This is a genomic window from Pirellulales bacterium, assembly GCA_035499655.1.
Lineage (GTDB): Bacteria > Planctomycetota > Planctomycetia > Pirellulales > JADZDJ01 > DATJYL01.
The window spans coordinates 1-20,699 of sequence record DATJYL010000046.1; the positions used below are offsets into that span (position 1 = coordinate 1).

Here is a 20,699-nt window from a genome sequence, read left to right on the forward strand (position 1 = left end):
ATGCCTTGCCGGAACTGCTCCGCCTGAAGGCCCGCCACGACATTTTTCAAAATTGCCAATGCATCGGCCTGAAAGCCGCTGGTTCCGCGGCAGCCGATGCTCTCCCCTCTGCCCCTTGAGATCCCACTGTCTACTTTCCCACGATCCGTTGCCTCAACCCAAGAGCGTTCAGCCTAAGCGCCATGCAGCGCCAAATCAAGCGGCCCAAATGTTTTTTGCAAAAAAAATCGGCCCCGGCCCAACCTCAGCAATGCCGTTTAATCTCAGCAAAATAATTTGGTCAGCCCGGGGGGCGATCCCGCTCTATCCGGACAAGCCCTGGCTTTCTCTTTACAAAAAGAACCGGCCGTGTGGTTCGCCAAAGGCTACAACACACGGCCGGGCAGGGAAGGGGGGAAGGGCGTTTTCGTTCGTTACCGACTACCTCATCCGCGGCCGTTAGGAAGCCGCGGCTCCCGACCGACCACGATCGATCGGCCGGAGTACTTTTACCTCAATTCGCAACCACACCTTGCATGGCCGCCGGAATCGTCGAATTCCCCGCCACATTGGCTGGCGAAGTGGTTCCGCCCGTAGCCGCGGTGTCGGTGGTTCCCGTGGCAGTTGGCGTTCCACTAGGAGCCGCCGTGCCGTTGGTGGTCGGCGGAGCCGCTGGGGCGCCGGCAGGGGTATCCGTCGCGGTCTGTGTGGTGGCCGCGCCATCCGGCGTGGTCCCGCCGTTGCTGGCTTGAGCCATGTCCACAGGCAGAATATCCGCACGATTAATCACCAGGCCGTTGTTGTCTTCGTTCACTTCCGCGATTTCACGATGGCTGTCGACCAGCACGTGCAGCATCGGGAATCCAGGCTGATTGGCATCCACCGGCAGCCGGATGTCCACCGCCAGGGTTTGGCCGGCATCGATTGAATTCACTCGCACGCCGGCTTGCGGCAGGTCCGCGGTCGGCTGGGCATCGCGGGCGGCCAAAATCAGCACGTTGAACGGATGATTGATGGCCACTTCGCTATTGTTGCGGAACCACACCCGAAACGCCGGGCCAAGTTGCTGATCCGGATCGCCGCTGTCCAGGGTCCGCACCGCTAACAGTTGCAAATCATAGCCTTGGTCGCACTCCACGACCGGCACATCGTCGTAGCAGCCGCAACTGCAGCTGTACAGCGGGCACCAGCACGGGTAATTCCAGCAGTACCACCACGAGCAGCAGTGGCAATGGCACGGATCGCAAGAATTTTTGTCGCCTTTCATGCTGCTAAAGTTCTTCAGCTTGTCGCTATTCATACCGGCAAATTTATTTGTATTCAGTTTGCCGCTATTTAATCCGGAAAGCTTGTTTCCGTTCTGCTTCAGCGAACCCAGGCCTTGGTTGGCGGCCTGAAGTTTCACGCCGTCATCGAGCTTGGTCGTATTCTTGGCTGTGGTGCTAATGCCATTGCTGTTGTTCATCCCAATCGGCTTATTCGAACCGAACTTATCGCCGCCGGACTGATTGAATTTGATCGAATTCGATGCGTTCGATTGGCTGAACATTCCGCCGCCACTACTGTGGCTGGCCATGTTGGAAAAGCTACCCATCGAACTTCCCATCGAATGCAGGCTAAGACCGCCCGCCTGGGCCATGCCGGCCATCGCCAGCATCGCCGCAGCAACCAGCCCCAGACGGACCGTCCGCAGGGCCAAAGTCGTCTTCCGAGTGGCTTTTGAAGTTTCGCGATTCCGCCGCAATGCAGCGGCCGCAACGGTCGTAAAGCAGAAAGTAAACATCGTCGTATCTCCTGTGCTAAAAAGCAGTTTTGATTGGCGGGCCAGGCGACATGCATGGCCCTCCCAAGGAGATAAGCGCAATTGCCGCGCCAATGTTACAGGCCCATTTAGAACGGCTATTTAGCCCGACCGTGTCGGTCGGTTGAGAGATTGCTCACGAAGGCCTTTGCAACCGTGGGAGCAGACCCGTGATTAGAACATTTATCACAACAATGTAGCGGCGGCTGTCCTCAGCCGCTGGGGACAGCGGCTACCACATCCGCTGCAGGGTTTGAGACATGCACGAGCAAGCCCATTGGCCTCAAGCCGCGAGCAATGAATGCGCCGAAAATCACCCCGACACGTAGCACACCAGCGACCGCTCGGCCAATTTAATTGGGCCGCTAAGCGGCGGCGGTGGGCCATCCAGATTGGGGAAGACATCCGCAGGCGATTCCGCAGCCGTGTCAATAAACCGACGCCACCGAACGGTGCGTACCAGGTCAGGCACCATAAATTCCCGCGGCTGGCCAATCGGATTCAGCATCAGCATCACGTGGCGGGCCTGCTCATTACTCCCCATCGGCGCGCCGAAAATGCAAACCAGCCCTTGCTCCCCGTTTTTCCAATCGATGCCGTGCCCGGCCGGATCGAACCAACTGACGTCCGGCAACTCGCCCTGCCGCGCGGAAATGCCGCTCAGGAAGTTGCGCCGCCGCAGCGTGGGGTTGCTCCGTCGAAACATCACCAGCGATTGCACAAACCGAATCAAATCCGGATGTTGCTCCACCAGCGACCAATCGAACCACGACACCTGGTTATCCTGGCAATAGGCGTTGTTGTTGCCGCGCTGCGTGCGCCGGCATTCGTCGCCGGCCAATAGCATCGGCACACCCTGGCTTAACAGCAGCGTGGCTAAAAAGTTTTTGATCTGCCGCTGGCGAATGGCTTCGATATTTTTTTTGCGCGATGGGCCCTCCACGCCGTAATTCGCGCTGTAGCTGTTGTTGTCGCCGTCGCGGTTGCCTTCGCCGTTGTCCTCGTTGTGCTTCATCGAGTAGCTGACTAAATCGTTCAGCGAGAAGCCGTCGTGGCAGGTGACGAAGTTAATGCTGTGATACGGCTGCCGCCCGCCCGCCTGGTATAAATCGGCCGAGCCGGCCAGCCGCGTGGCCATGCCGCCCAGCAGGTGCGCATCGCCGCGCCAATATTGCCGCAATTCATCTCGATAGCGCCCGTTCCATTCGGCCCACCGCAAATTCGCAAACGATCCCACTTGGTACGCGCCGGCCGCATCCCAGGCTTCGGCAATCACCTTGGTGTCGGCCAGCAGCGGGTCTTCGGCAATCATTTCCACCACCGGCGGATTGGCGATAATCTCGCCGTGCCGATTGCGGCTGAGGATCGAAGCCAAATCGAACCGGAACCCGTCAATGTGATAATTCTGCACCCAATTCCGCAGACACAAAAACAGCATTTCGCGGACAATCGGATGGTTGCCGTTGATCGTATTGCCGCAACCGGTGAAATTCCGATAAAAACTTCCCCCGTTCCCCAGCATGTAATACACCCGGTTCTCCAGCCCTTTCAGGCTCAGCGTGGGGCCCAATTCGTTCCCTTCGGCCGTATGATTGAACACCACGTCCAAAATCACCTCAATGCCCGCCTCGTGCAGGGCCTTCACCATCTGCTTGAATTCATTCACCTGGCAGCCCGGCTCATTACCGGCTGAATAACCTTGGTGCGGCGCGAAAAACGCCAGTGGATCGTATCCCCAATAATTGGGCCGCTCCAGCTTTTGTCCCCAGGGCGATTCCATCGGGAATTCATGCACCGGCATCAACTCCACCGCCGTCACGCCCAGCGATTTCAAATGCGGAATTTTTTCGATTACGCCCAAATACGTGCCCGGCCGCTGCACGCCGCTGGTGGCGTCGCGGGTGAAACCCCGCACGTGCAATTCGTAAATCACCGTATCCGCCAAGGGACGTCGCAGATGGCGATCGTTCTCCCAATCGAATAAATCGTCAATCACCACGCACTTCGGCGGCCGAATAATGCCGTCGTCGCTGGGCAGGAAACCGCCGGCCAGGGCCTTTGCGTAAGGATCGATCAGTCGGCACTTCCCATTAAACCGCTGCCCTTGCTCCGGATCGAATGGGCCATCAGCCTGAAAGTGGTACAATTGCCCGGCGCCGATGCCCGGCAAAAAAATGCTCCACAAATCGCCCCAACGGTCGGTTTCGTGATCGAACGGAATGACCTCCGCCGGTTCCCGATCATCCACTCGATCGTACAACAACAGCCGCATCGCCGTGGCCGAGCGGCTAAACACCACAAACTGCACGCCGTCGTCGTGCAAAATCGCTCCATACGGCAGCGGATGGGTAAATTGCAACGCAGGATGCGTGTGCGAAGGTGATGCGGGACGCAGCATCGCGGTTTCCGTTATCTCGGGGGACGAGGTCGATGGACGAGGAACATCTGGAGGCATGGCTCATTCCTGCAAGAAACATGCGGCGCCGGCGAGTTGGCCGCCGCACGGCAGGAAACCGAAACTCGGTCGTCTGATCCAATGCCAACTTAGCATACCACTTCAACCGCCTCCGTCATCGATCCGGAGCAAAAAAAACGTACCCATTCGAGAAATTCTCCGCCCCTCGTCACGCTTGTGCGGCATCCAAAGAATATCAGATTCCCGCAGCCCGAACAGTCTGCGGAAACTTTTCCGGCACGGTTTTTCCACTCTCGCCTCCACCCCTTTTTCCATCCCTCAACCCAACGTAAAATCCTGACTCACTCCGATTACCGGTGCCCGCTTTGGCTCCGTGTCTCTGTGTCTCCGTGGTGAAAAAACCGGCTCGCGTCAGCCAAAATGTCCAAAGCAACCTACAAAGATGCCGGCGTCGATCTGGAGCTTTACCGCCAAAGCATGGCTCGGCTGCCCCCGCTCTTGCACCGCACCTTCACCCCCCGCGTTTTGCCGCTCGATGGCGGTTTTGCCGGGCTGTTCCAGCTCGATTTCGCCAATCATTTGTTCGCCCGCCGCTACGAGCAACCGGTGCTGGTCAGTTGCACCGACGGCGTCGGCACCAAGCTGAAAGTCGCCCAGCAAATGGGCCGGCACAGCACCGTCGGCATTGATCTGGTGGCCATGAGCGTGAACGATGCCCTTTGCTGCGGCGCCGAGCCGCTGTTCTTTCTCGATTACGTGGCCATGTCACACGACAATCCGCCCCTTTTAGAGCAACTGGTCGAAGGCGTCAGCAACGGCTGTCTGGAAGCCGATTGTGCTTTGCTCGGCGGCGAAACCGCCATCATGCCCGATCTGTATGCCCCCGGCGATTACGACCTGGCCGGCTTTTGCGTCGGCGTGGTGGAGCGGAGCCGCCTGATCGATGGCCGCGCCATCGAGCACGACGATGCCATTCTCGGCGTCGCCTCCAGTGGCTTGCACTCCAACGGCTATAGCTTGGCCCGCAAAATCGTGTTCGATCTCGCCGGGCATAAACCCGGCGACGTGGTGGAAGCGCTCGGCGGCTCCGTCGGCGACGTGCTCCTCACTCCCACCCGCATTTACGCCAAAGTTGTCCGCCGCATCCTCAGCCATTACACGGTGAAAGAAGTCGTCCACGGCATTGCCCACATTACCGGCGGCGGTCTGCTGGAAAATTTAGGCCGCATCATCCCGGAAAACCGTCGGGCCATTATCCGCCGCGGCTCCTGGACCGTCCCGCCGGTCTTTGGCTGGCTGCAACGATTGGGCGAAGTCGATCAGGCCGAAATGGATCAGGTCTTCAACCTTGGCCTTGGCCTGGTGATGGTCGTCAGCCCGTATTACGCCGACAGCATCCGCGCCCAACTTTCCGAATGCGGCCTGGAAAGTTGGCAAATTGGCCACATCGCCGCCGGTCCACAGGGCGCGGTGTGGGAATGACTGCAGTACCCTCTCCCTCTGGGAGAGGGCAGGGTGAGGGTGCCGGGATTGAATTATTTCCTCTCAATACCCCGCATGCGCCGCGGCGTGCAACTTGGCCTGCTCGTCAATCGTCAGCCCAGCGATTTTGTCCGCGTCAAAAAAATGATCGCGCGTCAAATGCGTCCAGTACGTCATGCCGCTCACGCCCGCTTCTGGCGGATCGATCGTCTTCAACCAAATCCGCAGCTCACTGGCGTTGAGGCTCCGCAGCCATTTACTGGGCGGTCGGCCGTGCCGGGCAATCCGCGCCGCATCCGGTTGATGCACTTTGTCCTGCGGGCTGTTGTCGGTGGCATCTTCGGCGAAAACCGGCTGCTTGCTGGCCAGCCGCATTTCCGCCGGAACTTCCATCTCATTCAAATATCCCGCCCGGCCCGTATAGGCCTCGCCGGTTTCTTTATTCACGGGCGTGGTGACGCCGGTCAACTTCCAATGACCGTCTATGTAATTTTCGCGCTCGTACCACCGCCACGTTTGATTTTCCGCCGCCGTCCAATGTTCAGGCGGTGAAGTGGGCGTCGTTGATTCAGTCGCACTTGCCGCAGTTGCATCGCCTGATGAATCCGCCATGCCAATCGTGGCGGCGGCCAGTTTATCCAGCCCGGTAATGCGCAGCTTTTCGGCCAGCGTGAACATGCCGAAACTAATCCAAAACAGAAATCGACGGCGTTTCATCATCGCACCAATGGATTGCCCAATCGGAACAAGCGCCACACACAGAAGTATAGAATACTCCGCAGCACTGAACGCGCAATCCGCTTGCGGTTTAGCATACCCACCACCGGGCTATCCATGCCGCTCGATTTTGCGCAACACCGCCGCCGACCGCCTTAAAAATGCGTGTCGCCGGTCGAGGGCGCCGCAAGGCTGCTCAGTTCCGGGGCCCGTTTCAAAGCGCTGCGTTGCCAGTTGTCGGCAATGTTCCGTTCGTGCACAAACGGCGGCAAGTTGAACAGCAATCGCTTGCTCAGGCCATTCACAAACGGCTCGTACATGCTGCGTAATTCCGCCAACTTGGCGTCGGCCAGATGCCCCTCCTGGAGGACAAAACCCACGCCTTGCAATGCTTCGCGCAAATGTTGCAGCCGTTCGGCCGGCAGGCGATTGTGGTATTCCGTCAGCGGCGGACATTTCAACACCAGCGACAAATCGACCGCCGCATGCCGCGAAATCGCAAACGTCAACTGCGCCTGAAACGGATTATGATCTTTCACCAGCGCGATGAATACCGCGCACGTATCCAGCACCGCCGTCAACGACGACAGCCACGATTGGTTGTCGTGCTGCGAGCGATAAAAGCTCAGCATCGGAAACGACAAATGGCTTTCCAGCAACTCGGCCGACCACCGTTCCCATTCCGCCAAAAACGGCATCACCGCCGGAATATCTCCCGCCTTTCCTACACGCCACAGCAGTTGCGCGGCGCTGGGGGGCGAGCCGGCCCGGGCATCCAGCAGCGCAATCATCGCTTCCCGCCGCGAAAACGTCTGATAGATCACCGGCAAATAACCAATGATCAGCGCCAAAAATCCAAACCCTATTCCGGCTTCGCCCACGGCCAGCACCCGCCCCAGCGAGCTCACCGGCGTCACGTCGCCGTAGCCCAGCGTGAAAAACGTGTTCCCGCTCCAATACAAATACGTCACAAACGAAATCGTGCTGTCCGGCGAATGCACCGTCGTGCCCAGCGACCAGTGCAACAGCGCGAAACCAAAAATCAATCCAATCACCCACGTCGCCAACAACGTCAACAGCGATAACGGTCCAAACAGGCTCAAAAACGATTCCCGCCATTTGCCCGTCGGCACCCACAGCCCAATGCCGCGCCAGCATTTCCAGGTAGTGACGTAAAACAATCGGACAAACCGAAACCGGTGCGTTACCCGCCGCGGCAAAACCGTCGTCTCAAACGCATCGACCAGCAGACCCACAATCACCGCGACGCTGGCCAAACCCACCAGTAGGTTCATGGTGAAATGCGCGTTTCAATGTTGCATCGAAATCTCGTGCTTCGGATTTCGAACGCGGGGCCTAGCCTATTCATGGCCCGTAAAAAATCGGGTCACCGCTCCCCAATCCAGCTTTTTAGCCGCCTTGGGTGCATCCGGCACATCGCTGCCGCTCGGCTGCGTCAAAAACGACCAGGGAGAAGGCAAAATCTTAACCGCCGCATCGTCCGCTAGTAAAGTGGTCTCCCGTGCTGCAGCCGGCGAATACCCGGCCATCTGCCTGGTCTCCGACCCGGAAAACGATGGCGGCGGGGGCAGGCTATCTGTACCCAGTGGGCTCGCTGCTGCCACGCTCGGCGCCGCAACGTTGAACGACGCCTGCTGCATCACGCCGCTCGCCGGCGCTTTGTCCAAACGCACCACCAAAGCGTCCGGCTGGATCACGCCCCGTGACAAAACGCCCGACTGCAACGAATTCGGCTGCGTCGTGCTTTGATGCAGCGTGGCTGGCGATGCGGTCTGCCCGGGCCACGCTTGTGCCGGCAGCAGCGGAGCCTTGCCGCCACTGCTTGGAAGCAAACCGCTTGGAAGAACACTCCCTCGCAGATCATTGCCGCCAAGCTCGTTTTCAATCGGCTGCGGCGCGACGCTTCCAACATCGGCTTGCGGCACATCGCCCGCCTTGTCAGCGTACGGCTCAATCGTTCCCAAAAACGCGGCCGGCGCTACCCGGGCCGGCGCCTGCACAATCGTCCCCGCCGGTGGCTTGCTAATCCACCCGGTTTGAATGCACGCCGCCGTAATCGCTCCCAGCGTGGTGATGAACGCCGCCACCACCATCGCCGACGACTGTAATTTTGCTGCTCCGTGTTGAACCGGATCGCTCATCTGGCGCCTCCTTAGACAAGGTCTAAGCGTGTAGGAGGCGATTCCATTCGCCGAACAAATCGGTGGGCCGTCGCGGAATTTCGAACCGACGGTCGAGCGACCGTCGCATTCCGGCCGCGCCAATTTATTCTCACGTCGAGTCGCGCTTCATTGCCACGACCCACGAATCTGCATTTCCGTCTGCCTTCATTTTAAGATTGCAGCTCTCAGGCCGCCATGAGCCGCGGCACTTAAACCAGTTTTTCGCCGCCGCTAGCAGCCGCATTTCCCGAAAACTTCACGCCACTTCAGCAGCGATTGTAATTGCTACAAAACGCAAACCCCAGCCAGGACAGTTTCCGCAATGGGAACTGTTTATCAAATCGCAATCCACTGATCAAAAAAGCCCAGGGGTTGCAACCCCTGGGCTTCACAACTGACCACTGATCACCTGACACTGCCTACCCTTTCCCTTTGAACTTCAGATAATCCGCCCCGCCGCTGCTGGAATTATCCAATCCGCCCCCGTTGTACGTGCCCGTGTCGTACTTCTCATGCAAATCATCGTGCAGCGATCGCAGCTCTTCCAGCGACCAATCTTCAATATGCCACTCTGGCTGCAGTTGCGCCTGGTGGTTCGGGCCGTGCAAATGCGCCACGGTTTCCTCTTTCGTCGGGTTCCAATTTCCTTCCACCGACCAATGATTGCCGCGCAGCGGATAATGGCCCGTCCATTCGACCTTCGCCGCTTCCATCACAAACCCGGCCGGCCGCTCGTCAATCCCTTTGGCTAAAAACCCAAACGTCCACATGTCCAAAGGCGTGGTGCAGCCGAACCGGAAGTAACGCACCACCTGGCCGTCCTTGTCGACGCTGGCCACGGTCGGGAACTCTTGCTTGCCAAGCTGTTTCAGCAGATCGGGCACTTCGTCCTTGTCGACAATTTGCAAATGATTGCCCGGGCCCTTGCCGATTTTCCACCCGGCCGCCCGCATCTTGTCGAAATCGCCGTTGGGCCAGTTCAACTTGCCCAGCACCTTGTCGCAGTCGGGCGAGTTCTTGGCGGTGATAAACAGCACCTTGGCCGGCAACGCCTTTTCCGGATAAGCAGTCTGTGTGCTTGCCGGCTGATTGGCGCTGGCCGAACTACTCGAACTTGCCGCCCCGTTCTCCGCGACGCTGGCCGGTTTAGCATCTGCTATTGCGCTCGCCGTTTGTGCCGAATCGGCAGCGTGCGAAGTGAGAATTCCTGCCGAACCAATCAACGCGGCCCATGCCACAGCCGCCCACAACGTGGCGGTGCTGCGATGCCAAAACGATTTCATGTCAGAGACTCCGGTTTAGCCCCGGCCTCTGGCCCGGGGAGGCGTCGAGCCGAATCGCGCTCCAATTCGATTGGCCCGTTGTCCCCGGCCACTGCTTAAACTTCTTCGGCCGGGGATTCTTAACCGGTCCTCATGACCAGCCACGATGAGTTTCAAAAAAGCTGCAACTGGCGCGCCGCGGTCCGCCTAAAGATACCGCCTGCGCATCAACCCGCCAGCACACAATAGTTTAGCACACGATTGTGCGCGGAACATTAGAATTCACTTCCCGTCCCACCTGCTCACTTTCTGCGCACCGGGTGGATTTTAGCCGGCTTTGCCTTGTCTCCCTCTCCCTCGACGGGAGAGGGCCGGGGTGAGGGTGCTTGGATAGAACCAATTCACTGCATCGCCGTTTGTTTGTCGGCCACGATCGCTTGCGATGGCCCCGCCTGCTCCAGCGCCTCCAGCAACTGGCTTTGCGTGATCAAATCGTGCAGCACAATCGGTTTGTCGGGCCGGTCGGCGGGAAAAATCGCCAACACCGGTATCGAGTTCCACCGCAATGCCGCCAGCGCATCCTTAATCTCCGGCGAATCGTGCGTCCAGTCGGCCAATAGCGGCACCACATTGTTCGCCTGAATCAGTTTTCGCACGTTGTCGGTTTCAATGGCGAATTTCAAATTCGTTTTGCACGTCAGGCACCAATCGGCAGTGAAATCGACCATCACGGTTTTGCCTTCCGCCCGATATTTCGCCAAGGCCTCCGCCGAAAACGGCTGCCAAGGCAACAGTGATGCGTGCGGCAACAGCAACGCAAATGATGCGTAACCCGCCACTGCGCCAATCACCCCGCCTTGGACCCAGCCTTTCAGCTTTTGGGCGAACTCAGCTGTCAGCGGAGTCCGGCCAATCCACCAACAAGCCGCCCACAATCCAATCAACATGCCGAACGTCGGCACCACATAATCCCGATTCAAAAACGTGAACAAAAACACCACCGTCCCCAGCAACACAAAACCCATGATCTGCTTGAACGTATCCATCCACGCGCCGGGCTTGGGCAAAAAGCGAATCAGCCGCGGAAAGGCCCCAATCACCAAATACGGCGATGCCATCCCCAGGCCGATGGCCGCAAATATCGAGTAGATGACCCCCGGCGATTGCTGCAGCGTGAACCCAAACACCGGCCCCAAAAACGGTCCGCTGCACGGCGTGGCCAGCACGGTCGACAACACTCCCTTGGCGAAAGCCCCGGCCGCTCCCTCGTGGGTGGCCGCTTCCGCCGCCAGGCCGCTCCCGACAAACCCCGGAATCGGAATTTCCCACACCCCCAGGAAACTCAGCGCCATCACAAACACCACGCCGCTCATCACGATATTGAACGCCGTGGAACTGAATTGTTCGCCCCACGACAAATTCTCCGAACGCAATCCCAAGCTGGCCCCGCAAGCCAACGTCGCCAACACCATGAATACCGACATCAACCCCAGCGTGTACCACACATTCAGCAAAAAAACACGGCTCCGATGCTGGTGGCTTTGCTCCACAAATGTCAGCAGCTTCAGCCCAATCACCGGCAGGACGCACGGCATCAAATTCAAGATGACTCCGCCGAGAAAGGCCGACAGCAGCACCGCTGCCAGCGATTTGCCCGGAGCCGCTTCCACCGCCGCAACCACCCCTTTCATGGCCGTCGGAGCCGAGGGGTTGAACGACGGGTTTTGGGCCACGCTTGGCTGCGTATTTTCCGTCGCCCCTTGCGGCGGGCCTTTAGACGGACTTTCGTTATTAGGACCGGTCGATTGATTCTTGAGCGATTCAATGTCTTTGCTCGTTGCCAGTCGCGCCACGAATTTATAGTCCGTCGGCGGCAAGCAATCTTTCGCGCACACCTGGGCATACACCGCGCCGGGAATTTCCAACTTGGCCACGTTGACCCCGGCGGCAATCTCCAACGGCGCGCTCCAAGTCACCCGTCCTTCGTGTTCCTCCACTACCAATCCAGGCCAAATATCTTCGTAGTGATGAATTTCCGCCGCCGGCTTCGCATGAAAATCGCCTGTCACCTTGTAATCCGCGGATGTGGCAACCTTGAGCCGCGTTTTGTTCGGCCCGCCCGCTGCCTGTGTGATCGAGTACGTGTGCCAACTGGGCGCCAATTCGGCCGTCACATACAGCATGGCCGGCTTGCCGTTTTCTGCAGGCGTAAAAAAGCCCGAGGCCTTCAGCTTTTCGCCACCCGGGCCATTGGCGGAATTGGAGAGCGAATCCAACGGCTGCAGCTGCGTCAACTGGGCTTTAGCCTTAGTGCCAACAAGCAACATCGCCAGCGCCGCGAGGCACGCCGTCCAAATAAATCCGCGGTAAGGGTTGCGCAAGTTCGCCATTTCTTATCACGATTTGCAATTTACCAGATTAACGCCAAGGTGCGTTACTGTATCAAGCGGCCGACAAAGTGGTCAATTTTGATTTTACAGTGTCCGCTGCCGCCAACTCCACATACGCCCATAAAATCATACTATCACGCCTTCGCCGTGCGATTTTCGCTGCGCCAAACGAATCAAACGCCCCAGGATTTCCTCAAAACGCATCAGCACCCCCTGGCGATTCTCAAATTGCCTCCCCTCGGCGAACACCCATTGCAGCCAGTGAATGCCCGACAGCAGCGTGCTGCTTTCATCGTAAATCTGCACCAATGGACGTTCCACTTCGGAAAGCGCTTGCAGCCGCTGGTATGCTTGCAGGCCGGCCTGCCACAATGCCGCATCATCGCCGGCCATGCTCCCCAGCAATCGCGCAATATCACACGCCACGTTGTCCGGCTGCATCGCGCCAAAATCGACAATTCCAGTTACCCGATCTCCTTCGAACAGTACATGTTCGCGGTGGATGTCGCGAATACATGGTCGAATAGCCACACATTGTTGGGCGGCCTGACGCAATCTTTCGCCCCTTGCCGGCGCCACCAATCGGAACGCCGCCAGCAGCGGAACCGCACGCTCAGCCAGTTCCAGCCAAACGTGCCGCTTGGAGGCGATTGCCTCGCTAAGCCGATCCAGTCCGCCCGATTGCAATGCGTTCAATTGGGCAAGCCGTTGAACAATTCCTGGAGGCGGGCCATCCGGAAGATGGTTAGCCGGGTCAGCCGCCACGGCGATGTGGAATTCAGCCAGAGCGGTGACCGCACTTTCTACCCGCGCCGGACTTATGGGCTGAAGCCCAGCGTTATCAACCTGCGCCTTCCCAAGCAGCCAAGGCTCCAATTGCCACAGATAGCCGTTCCGGCACACAAAAGTGTCACACGATATGGCCCGAATGGGCACCGGCACGAGGCAAAATCCGCCCGAGTAAACTCTAGCCAGAATTCCATGAATCCAAGCCAGTCGCTGGGCCGGATATTCACTCGGCCAACAGCGCAGGCAGAGGACGCCCCGTTGGGTCTGCACCCGCCAAATCCGCGATCCGCTAAAGCCCCCATCGGCAATGGATTCTGGCGCCCCAGTAGGCTGACAATCAGTCGGGTAATATGCGAGGATTGGGGACAGATTGTAGGGGTTATCGAGCATAACCGACCGCTTTTCCTCCCTTGGGCTTGGCGATCCGTTTTGGGCCGCCGCTCGGTTAAATATAATGGAGTTTGGCTTCCACGTCGGCTGTTCCTACGACGGGCCATTGGACAATTCACCTGTAACCCGGCGGTGACGGTCGAGCCAAACCGCTTTCCCTCATTCAAATGGTCCCAAGTAAAGAACTGGCTTGTTTCCAGAATCGTAATACACGTAAAATGCGCTAAGGATAACGGCGAGCCACGGGCATTGGCCCGCATACTTCTTCGCCATGCCCGGTCCGGCTTCTGCCTTGCAGATTTCGCAACCCACCCGCGACTTGTCCCTTTCTGTTTGAGGAACTGTATCGATGCTCACCCTCCGCGATTCTATCCGCCCCTTCTTATTTGGCTTGGCGGCCATGGCCGTCACCGTTTTGTGGCTCAACACCGCAGCAAAAGCCGCCGAATCGAAATCCGACGGCGATAAGCCCGCCCAAAAAACCGAGGCCAAAGACGCCAAATCGGACGCCGAATCCAAGTCCGAAGACGAAGATTCCGATTCCGGTTCTTCCTCCTCCAAACATTCCGATTCCGAACGAGGCTCGGCGAAAAAACCCAAGTTCCCTCCTTATGCGGAGTTCTTCAAAGATGCCGACGACCCCATTCCCGGCTTGATTAAGCTGCGGAGAAAGGGTGGGTCGCTCTATGCCGAATTATCCCCCGGCCAATTGAACAAAGATTTCATCGTAGTCATTTCCATCGCCCGCGGCATCGGCCACGACATGCTGTTGGCCGGCATGAGTTGGAACTTCGGCGACGATTGGATTTGGCAATTCCGCAAAACAGACGACTATATCCAAGTGGTTCGCCGTAATGTGCGCTTTACCGCCGCCAAGGGAAGCCCTGAAGAACGGGCCGTTCAACTGGCATACACCGATAGCGTTCTGTTCAGTCTCCCGATTGTCACCACCAGCCCGTCGGGCGCTTACGTGGTCGATTTGAACCAGGTGTTCATGACCGACCTGCCGGAAATCTCGCAAATGTTGACCGGCTTTTCGTTTTCTTCTCAGCGTTCCACGTGGGCCACCACGAAGGGGTTCGCCGATAACGACGAGTTGGAAGTGGCTGCCACGTACGCTTCCAGCGGCAGTACTGAAATCGATTCGGTTTCCGACACCCGCGGCGCCACCATCAACGTGCATTATTCCATCAGTTATCTGCCGCAAAACGGCTACCATCCGCGGCTGGCGGACGACCGGGTGGGATATTTCCTGAGCGTGATCAAAGATTACTCGATCAAAGGCGATGAAGAACGCTTCGTCCGCTACATCAACCGCTGGGATTTAGCAAAGGCAGACCCCAGCGCCGATGTATCCCCGCCGAAAAAACCCATCATCTTCTGGCTGGAAAAAACCATTCCATATAAGTATCGGGCTCCCGTCCGCGAGGGCATTTTGGAATGGAACAAAGCCTTTGAAAAGGCGGGCTTCGAAAACGCCATTGAAGTTCGCCAGCAGCCCGACAACGCCGATTGGGACCCCGAAGATATCAACTACAACACCTTCCGCTGGATTACCTCCAGCGCTAAATTCGCAATGGGGCCTTCCCGTGTGAATCCCACGAACGGGCAAATTCTTAACGCCAGCATTATTTTCGACGCCGATTTCCTCCAGTATTGGAGCACCGAGTACGAAACATTCACGCCGGCCAGCATTGCCGCCATGACGGGCGGCCCGCTAGATCTGAAATCGTACGAGGAGCAAGTGCATCGCCAAAATGCGGAGCGCGGTTACTATCCGGCCTGCGATTTGTCGACCGGCCGCGCCTTGGATTTTGCCCTCGGCAGCACCGTGTTAATGGCCAAAGCGGATAGCGACGATAAAGCCAAGACCAATGCCGAGGAAGATCGCATGATTATGCAAGGTCTCAAAGAAGTGACCATGCACGAAGTCGGCCACACCTTGGGTCTGCGACACAACTTTAAGGCCAGTGCCTATCACTCGCTGGAAGAAATTAACGATCCTGCAAAGATGAAAGACCAAGCGCTCGTCGCCTCGGTCATGGATTACGCCCCCGCGCACATCGTGCCCAAGGGGAAAACGCAAGGCGATTATTTTTCCACTACCATTGGCCCCTACGATATTTGGGCCATTGAATACGGTTACACGCCCGATGGCGAGAAAAAATCGCTGGACAAAATTACGTCCCGCAGCGGTGAACCCGCCCTGCAATACGCCACCGACGAAGATACTCGTGGCATCGACAGCGATCCGCTGGTCAACCGTTACGATTTGGGCAGTGACAATATCGCCTACGCCAAAGAGCGGGCCGAATTGATTGCCGATCTGTGGCCGAAAATTGTCGACCGGGTCGTCAAAGAAGGCGAAGGTTACGAAAAAGCCCGCGAGGCGTTCGGCATATTGCTCTCCCAGTATGGCCGGGCCATGTATTTTGCCTCACGATACGTCGGCGGCGTGTACGTCAATCGCAGCCACAAGGGCGATAAAGATGCTCCCGCGCCGTACGTGGTCGTAGATCCCAAAAAACAAAAAGAAGCCCTCGAACTGGTCGAGGCCGAAGTGTTCAATGACAAACCCTTCCAATTCCCGCCCGATTTGTACAACCACTTGTCGGCCTCGCGCTGGGACCATTGGGGGGCCGAAGTGCCGCTCCGCAACGATTACCCTGTCCACGAGGTCATTTCGATGTGGCAGGGTCGTATTCTCGATCAGTTACTCTCCTCCCTCACCCTCGATCGGCTGCATGACAGCGAGCTAAAAGTCCCCGCCGATCAAGATGCGTTCACCACGCCGGACCTCATCGACGGTTTAACGAAGTCCATTTTCTCGGAGCTCGATACTTTGCAAGGCGGCGATTTTACAAACCGCAAACCAGCCATCAGCAGCTTGCGCCGCAATTTACAGCGGCAATATCTCACACGTTTGGCCAATCTGGCGATGGGCAATACGTCAGCCCCTGCCGATTGTCAAACCGTGGCCTTTGCCGAGCTAAAATCCCTTCAGGATCGCATGAATAAGCTGCTGGCCAGCAACGTCAAGCTGGACGATTACACCCGCGACCACTTGACCGAAAGTTCCGCCCGCATTGGCAAAGTGCTCGACGCCCATTTGCAATTGCGCCTTTCGCCCAGCGGCGGGGGTATCTTCGAAATGCGCTACAGCGACACCGGAGATAAAAAACCATAAACCCAATCCATTCGAAAACACCATCGCCTCGAAATGCGATTCTTAAGCCCCGGGGTTGCCATCCCGGGGCTTTTTTCGCTACCGTATCGGTTGCACTTCCACTGTGAAAGCCACCATCAATGAAGTTCGTCATCGCCATCATTCAACCCACGAAGTTGGAAGCGGTTCGCCAGGCGCTCCACAAGCTGGAAGTCACCCGGATGACCGTTTGCGATGCTCAGGGCAATGCCCGTCAACGCGGCCGCACCGAAATGTATCGTGGGCATGAATACAAAACCCACTTGCTCCGCAAAATTGCCCTCGAAATCATGGTCAACGATGATTTTTTGGATCGCACGATCGAAGCCATCACCACCGTGGCCCGGACCGGCTCGGACGGCGAAATTGGCGACGGAAAAATTTTCGTCGTCCCCGCAATGGAAGCCGTTTCCATCGCGGGTTCCGTGCGCGGACCCGAAGGTGTCAATTAGTTGTTGTTCTTTTGAGCCAGCCTTTTGACCAGACCGGGCCGGTACATCGGCGTTAGAGCGCATCCCACAAACGTGTAGCGGATGTAGTGGCCGCTGTCCTCAGCGGCTGGGGACCCCGGCGCGCCGGGGCCGTTACATGATCGTGAGACGATCTCTAGTCCGTTCGTCAGAACCGGCCTGTCCACTAGCCGGTGAGTTGTACAGCAGTAGGTAAATCTCATGCTGGTCGCTTTTCTCACAAACGATCTCGTGTTTCCTTCACGCGTTGCCGGAATCGCACGGCAATTGGGCGCTCGAATGGAAATTGCCGCCACCGCGGATGCTCTGTTAGCAAAGCTCATCACAGAATCGCCACAGGCGGGCGTTGTCTTGTTGGATCTAAATTCGCCCGGCGTCGAACCATCTGGTTTGCTGCCACGATTGAAGGCCTTAGCCACACCGCCGCAAACCATTATCGCCTTCGGCCCGCATGTTCACCAACAAAAATTGGCCGCTGCCCAAACCGCCGGCTGCAATGTGGTTCTGACCCGCGGTCAGTTCGATGCACAAATGCAAAGCCTGCTGACACACATTCTGAGACCCTCGGAGATTCCCAGACCCACAGAAATGAAGTCCGAAGGTTAATCGTACCTTTCGCCTCTGTTGCCGTTGCGGCGGGTCGAAGGATCGATCAAATTCTGTCGCCGAAAATCATGGCGTCGGCGAATCCGCCACTTGCGGCGAAGCTCCCGGCTCGCTGGCGAGCGGCGGCAGACCGTAAACTTCGGTTTCTTCTTCCACGGCCACCTCATCCAGTTCCGTGGCGTCGACGGCCTGTCGCAGCAAGAAGTAAATGTAGGTGGCGGCGCACCAAAAATAGCTGAATAAATAAGCTACCGCCAAGTACTTCACCACGCGCACCCAAAAGCCGATCGCGCGGCTCCCCGTTTCCACCAGCCCGCTCACTTCAGGCGCCGGTGGACCCATTAAACCCGTGACCGCAGGTGGAACATCCACAGCCGGCGGCGCCTCGGCAATCTGTCGGATTTCTTGAATTCGCTCCGCGCCGCTCCCCCAACTCGCCGCCCAATAGCTGTAGGTTATCACCCCTCGGGCAAAAATCAGCACTACAATCCAGGCCAGCATTCCGAGCACACCGGCCACCGCGGCATAAAACAAATAATGCACCGGACGCTGATACGTGTAAGAATAAGAGCGGCTCAGCGCATCAAAGCTGTCGGTCCCTTCCGCGCTCACGGTCGGCCACATCAGCGGCCACCCGAATAGCAATCCCACCAGCAAAATCGCTAAAAACAATCCACACAACAGCACTACTGGCCAAACGATCCCCACGACCAGGACGCCGATGGGCGCCTTCAGCAAAATGCACAGCACGGCCACCGGCACCACGGCAATCAGCACACCCACCAACGGAAAAATGGGCCCCCCGAAATAGGCCGGCCACTTTCGAACCCCCCAGCCCAGCAAGCGGCGAAAGCTCAACCGATCTTCACGAGCAAACCACAAAGCCGCGCCTCGGGAAATGGCCCCGCCAAACAGCGACCACACTAACAGCGCCCACACGCCACACAGCAGCAAATAAGTGAACGAGGCGACGGTTACGTCCCACTCAAATAATTCTCGGAACGGATAGCTCAAGCGGTTCCACGGCAACTGGGCCGCGCTGTCGGCCGGATCGAGCACCCGAATGCTTACGTCCGGCAAAACCATGGCCTGGGGCATTTCGCGAAACCCTTCCACCGTTTCGCGCACCGTCACCAAGCTTCGGTCGCTGCTCCCCGAAAACATCCACCCCATCACGGCCCAACCAGCGTTGGTGGCGGCCAGGCCCAAGGCGGCCAAAATAAGCATCCTTGGCGCAAACGCCAACCGAACCGCCCGCACTAGCCCTAGCCACGGAAACAGTTCCAGCCACGAAATGTAGCGTATGCGTGTTTGCTCCTCCGCCATGCCAACCTCCTTCCAGACAAAATAGGGAAAGTGGGTTGATGAGCATTATACGAGCAGCGCAGCCCCACGCAAGAACGGTAATTTAGGAAATATACCCTCAGAAAAGATGCCCGATGCGATTCATCACAAGTCATCGGGGGGTGCGGAAGTATCCTGCTCTTCTTCTGGCCGCTCAATGGGCAAAGCATATCGTTCATCCAGCCAGCGGCCCAAATCGATCCGCCGGCATCGCTCGCTGCAAAATGGCATGGCGGCCGATTGCTCCGGGTCGAATTCTTCGTTGCAAATGGGGCAGCGAATTCGCGACATGGCTTTAACTTTCGAGGGCGACCCCGATTTGAAAAATCGCAATCAATCGCCCCCCGCTTCGTCTTCCACGAGCCGATCCTCGTCTTCGGCTTTCACTCGGTATTCTACGGAGGGCCGCGTGACCAGTCGATCAAGCTCCATCAGGGCGTTGCCCAATCCCGACCGCGATGTTCGTTTCCCACGCTCGCCGAACATCAATTCTCCCATCGACTTTTGCCGCAGCGAAAAAAACATCCACAGCGGCAGCGCCACGAACGTGCAAATCACGGCGGCGGCGGAAAAAACGGTTTCCATGGTCGCTCACTCGGCAGGCGTGACCGGGGGGCGTTGCGTTACGGTTTCTTTTTCGCCGGCGATTTTTTCCCTTCAGACTTGCCGCCGGAAGTTTCCGCAGCGGGTTTGCTTTCGGTTTTGACTCCGCTAGCGCCGGAATCCGTCTTGCCGACCGTTTTGCTTTGGCTTTTTGTGTCCCCAGTGGTCGAAGCTGGTTTATCGGCCTCGGCGTGCTTTTTGTACGAATCGCTGCGATAATCGGTCTGATAGAAGCCCGAGCCTTTGAACATGATCGCCGCTCCCGTTCCGATCAGCCGGCGCAGTTTCCTTTTGCCGCATTTGGGGCACTTCTTCAGCGGATCAGCGGTAATCGATTGAAACTGCTCGAACTCGTGATCGCAAGCGTCGCAGACATAATCGTACGTGGGCATGCCGATTCACTCTTTCTTCGAAACGATCACTTGCGCCGGTCGCACCACGCGGTCGTGCAGATGAAAGCCCGTTTGCACCACGTTTAGCACCGTGTTTTCCGGCTTCTTCGGGTCGGCTTGCTGCATGACGGCGTTGTGTTGGGCCGGATCAAACGGCTGGCCGACAGCCTCAATTGGCTTGCAGTGGTGCTGCTCCAGCAAAGTGTCTAGTTGCTGGCTCACCATTTTGATGCCCGACAATAGCGCTCCCGCATCGGCGTTCTTGCCCGCTGCGTCGATCGCCCGATGAATGTTGTCTAGCACCGGCAGCAGGTCGCGCAGCAAGTTGATTTCCGCATAGCGGCGCTCGTCGTCCAACTCTCGTCGGGCGCGTTTGCGATAATTATCCAACTCCGCCTGGGCCCGCAGCATTTTGTCCCGCGCCTCAGCCATGTCGGCGCGCACCACGTCCATTTCCTGGTCCGAGGTCAATTCCGGCGTCGCCGCCTCGCCCAGCACAATTTTGTCGAAGCTGTCGTCATTCCCAGCGTCCGCGCGGGGTTGATCCCGATCGTTCGATTTAGATTCGTTACCCACGCTTTTTCTCCTTCCGCTGTTCTTCCTCCGCCGGCACAAAATAGTCCTTCAGCTTTTCCAGGAACGACTTGCGGTGCGGACTGACATTGGTTTT

Annotated in this window: 17 protein-coding genes; 4 read left to right on the top strand and 13 right to left on the bottom strand. The window is 57.8% G+C overall.

Going from position 1 to position 20,699, the window contains the following annotated elements:
• Positions 1-493 precede the first annotated feature (493 nt).
• Together VMJ32_02870 and glgX are read right to left on the bottom strand one after the other, a co-directional pair.
• A complete protein-coding gene (locus VMJ32_02870) occupies positions 494-1,762 on the bottom strand; it encodes a hypothetical protein (GenBank protein HTQ37940.1) in 1,269 nt (422 codons plus the stop codon).
• Positions 1,763-2,093: 331 nt separating this feature from the next.
• A complete protein-coding gene (glgX, locus tag VMJ32_02875; protein ID HTQ37941.1) occupies positions 2,094-4,178 on the bottom strand; it encodes a glycogen debranching protein GlgX in 2,085 nt (694 codons plus the stop codon).
• 438 nt (positions 4,179-4,616) lie between these two features.
• Here glgX and purM point away from each other — a divergent pair, with 438 nt between their 5' ends.
• Positions 4,617-5,678, top strand: a complete 1,062-nt coding sequence (gene purM, locus VMJ32_02880; protein HTQ37942.1) for a phosphoribosylformylglycinamidine cyclo-ligase — start codon at positions 4,617-4,619, stop codon at positions 5,676-5,678.
• 63 nt (positions 5,679-5,741) lie between these two features.
• Here purM and VMJ32_02885 read toward each other — a convergent pair whose 3' ends face one another.
• The 6 genes from VMJ32_02885 to VMJ32_02910 form a co-directional block, all read right to left on the bottom strand.
• The gene (locus VMJ32_02885) at positions 5,742-6,395 is read right to left on the bottom strand and encodes a hypothetical protein (GenBank protein ID HTQ37943.1); all 654 of its coding nucleotides are present in this window, start codon (positions 6,393-6,395) and stop codon (positions 5,742-5,744) included.
• Between the two features lie 155 nt (positions 6,396-6,550).
• Complete coding sequence (locus VMJ32_02890) at positions 6,551-7,690, bottom strand: ion channel (protein HTQ37944.1); 1,140 nt, start codon at positions 7,688-7,690, stop codon at positions 6,551-6,553.
• Between the two features lie 66 nt (positions 7,691-7,756).
• Positions 7,757-8,557: a hypothetical protein gene (locus tag VMJ32_02895; protein HTQ37945.1), complete on the bottom strand. Its 801-nt coding sequence runs from the start codon at positions 8,555-8,557 to the stop codon at positions 7,757-7,759.
• Between the two features lie 440 nt (positions 8,558-8,997).
• Positions 8,998-9,861, bottom strand: a complete 864-nt coding sequence (locus tag VMJ32_02900; GenBank protein HTQ37946.1) for a hypothetical protein — start codon at positions 9,859-9,861, stop codon at positions 8,998-9,000.
• 380 nt (positions 9,862-10,241) lie between these two features.
• Positions 10,242-12,230: a thioredoxin family protein gene (locus tag VMJ32_02905; protein HTQ37947.1), complete on the bottom strand. Its 1,989-nt coding sequence runs from the start codon at positions 12,228-12,230 to the stop codon at positions 10,242-10,244.
• A 126-nt stretch (positions 12,231-12,356) separates the two neighbouring features.
• Positions 12,357-13,409, bottom strand: coding sequence for a phosphotransferase (locus tag VMJ32_02910; protein ID HTQ37948.1), 1,053 nt, complete (start codon positions 13,407-13,409; stop codon positions 12,357-12,359).
• A 349-nt stretch (positions 13,410-13,758) separates the two neighbouring features.
• Between VMJ32_02910 and VMJ32_02915 the strand changes: the two genes are divergently transcribed.
• The 3 genes from VMJ32_02915 (at position 13,759) to VMJ32_02925 (ending at position 17,690) form a co-directional block, all read left to right on the top strand.
• Positions 13,759-16,596: a zinc-dependent metalloprotease gene (locus tag VMJ32_02915; GenBank protein HTQ37949.1), complete on the top strand. Its 2,838-nt coding sequence runs from the start codon at positions 13,759-13,761 to the stop codon at positions 16,594-16,596.
• 119 nt (positions 16,597-16,715) lie between these two features.
• A complete protein-coding gene (locus tag VMJ32_02920; GenBank protein HTQ37950.1) occupies positions 16,716-17,066 on the top strand; it encodes a P-II family nitrogen regulator in 351 nt (116 codons plus the stop codon).
• 249 nt (positions 17,067-17,315) lie between these two features.
• Positions 17,316-17,690 carry a hypothetical protein gene (locus VMJ32_02925; protein HTQ37951.1) on the top strand — a complete coding sequence of 125 codons (375 nt, stop codon included), beginning with the start codon at positions 17,316-17,318 and terminating at the stop codon, positions 17,688-17,690.
• A gap of 66 nt (positions 17,691-17,756) precedes the next feature.
• On the opposite strand, the gene VMJ32_02930 is transcribed toward VMJ32_02925, so the two are convergent.
• From VMJ32_02930 to grpE, 5 genes are all read right to left on the bottom strand, one after another.
• Positions 17,757-19,016 (bottom strand): hypothetical protein, encoded by a 1,260-nt coding sequence (locus VMJ32_02930; GenBank protein ID HTQ37952.1) that lies wholly within the window; start codon positions 19,014-19,016, stop codon positions 17,757-17,759.
• Between the two features lie 123 nt (positions 19,017-19,139).
• Positions 19,140-19,325, bottom strand: a complete 186-nt coding sequence (yacG, locus tag VMJ32_02935) for a DNA gyrase inhibitor YacG (GenBank protein ID HTQ37953.1) — start codon at positions 19,323-19,325, stop codon at positions 19,140-19,142.
• Between the two features lie 42 nt (positions 19,326-19,367).
• Positions 19,368-19,619, bottom strand: coding sequence for a hypothetical protein (locus tag VMJ32_02940; protein ID HTQ37954.1), 252 nt, complete (start codon positions 19,617-19,619; stop codon positions 19,368-19,370).
• Between the two features lie 38 nt (positions 19,620-19,657).
• Entirely contained in the window at positions 19,658-20,029 is a 372-nt protein-coding gene (locus VMJ32_02945; GenBank protein ID HTQ37955.1) for a zinc ribbon domain-containing protein, read from the bottom strand.
• Positions 20,030-20,035: 6 nt separating this feature from the next.
• Positions 20,036-20,605, bottom strand: a complete 570-nt coding sequence (gene grpE, locus VMJ32_02950) for a nucleotide exchange factor GrpE (GenBank protein ID HTQ37956.1) — start codon at positions 20,603-20,605, stop codon at positions 20,036-20,038.
• Between the last annotated feature and the right edge of the window lie 94 nt (positions 20,606-20,699).

Bases quoted from the DNA above. Each gene is read 5' to 3' on its own strand.
- VMJ32_02870 (HTQ37940.1), bottom strand. From the start codon at position 1,762: ATGTTTACTTTCTGCTTTACGACCGTTGCGGCCGCTGCATTGCGGCGG.
- glgX (HTQ37941.1), bottom strand. From the start codon at position 4,178: ATGCTGCGTCCCGCATCACCTTCGCACACGCATCCTGCGTTGCAATTT.
- purM (HTQ37942.1), top strand. From the start codon at position 4,617: ATGTCCAAAGCAACCTACAAAGATGCCGGCGTCGATCTGGAGCTTTAC.
- VMJ32_02885 (HTQ37943.1), bottom strand. From the start codon at position 6,395: ATGAAACGCCGTCGATTTCTGTTTTGGATTAGTTTCGGCATGTTCACG.
- VMJ32_02890 (HTQ37944.1), bottom strand. From the start codon at position 7,690: ATGAACCTACTGGTGGGTTTGGCCAGCGTCGCGGTGATTGTGGGTCTG.
- VMJ32_02895 (HTQ37945.1), bottom strand. From the start codon at position 8,557: ATGAGCGATCCGGTTCAACACGGAGCAGCAAAATTACAGTCGTCGGCG.
- VMJ32_02900 (HTQ37946.1), bottom strand. From the start codon at position 9,861: ATGAAATCGTTTTGGCATCGCAGCACCGCCACGTTGTGGGCGGCTGTG.
- VMJ32_02905 (HTQ37947.1), bottom strand. From the start codon at position 12,230: ATGGCGAACTTGCGCAACCCTTACCGCGGATTTATTTGGACGGCGTGC.
- VMJ32_02910 (HTQ37948.1), bottom strand. From the start codon at position 13,409: ATGCTCGATAACCCCTACAATCTGTCCCCAATCCTCGCATATTACCCG.
- VMJ32_02915 (HTQ37949.1), top strand. From the start codon at position 13,759: ATGCTCACCCTCCGCGATTCTATCCGCCCCTTCTTATTTGGCTTGGCG.
- VMJ32_02920 (HTQ37950.1), top strand. From the start codon at position 16,716: ATGAAGTTCGTCATCGCCATCATTCAACCCACGAAGTTGGAAGCGGTT.
- VMJ32_02930 (HTQ37952.1), bottom strand. From the start codon at position 19,016: ATGGCGGAGGAGCAAACACGCATACGCTACATTTCGTGGCTGGAACTG.
- yacG (HTQ37953.1), bottom strand. From the start codon at position 19,325: ATGTCGCGAATTCGCTGCCCCATTTGCAACGAAGAATTCGACCCGGAG.
- VMJ32_02940 (HTQ37954.1), bottom strand. From the start codon at position 19,619: ATGGAAACCGTTTTTTCCGCCGCCGCCGTGATTTGCACGTTCGTGGCG.
- VMJ32_02945 (HTQ37955.1), bottom strand. From the start codon at position 20,029: ATGCCCACGTACGATTATGTCTGCGACGCTTGCGATCACGAGTTCGAG.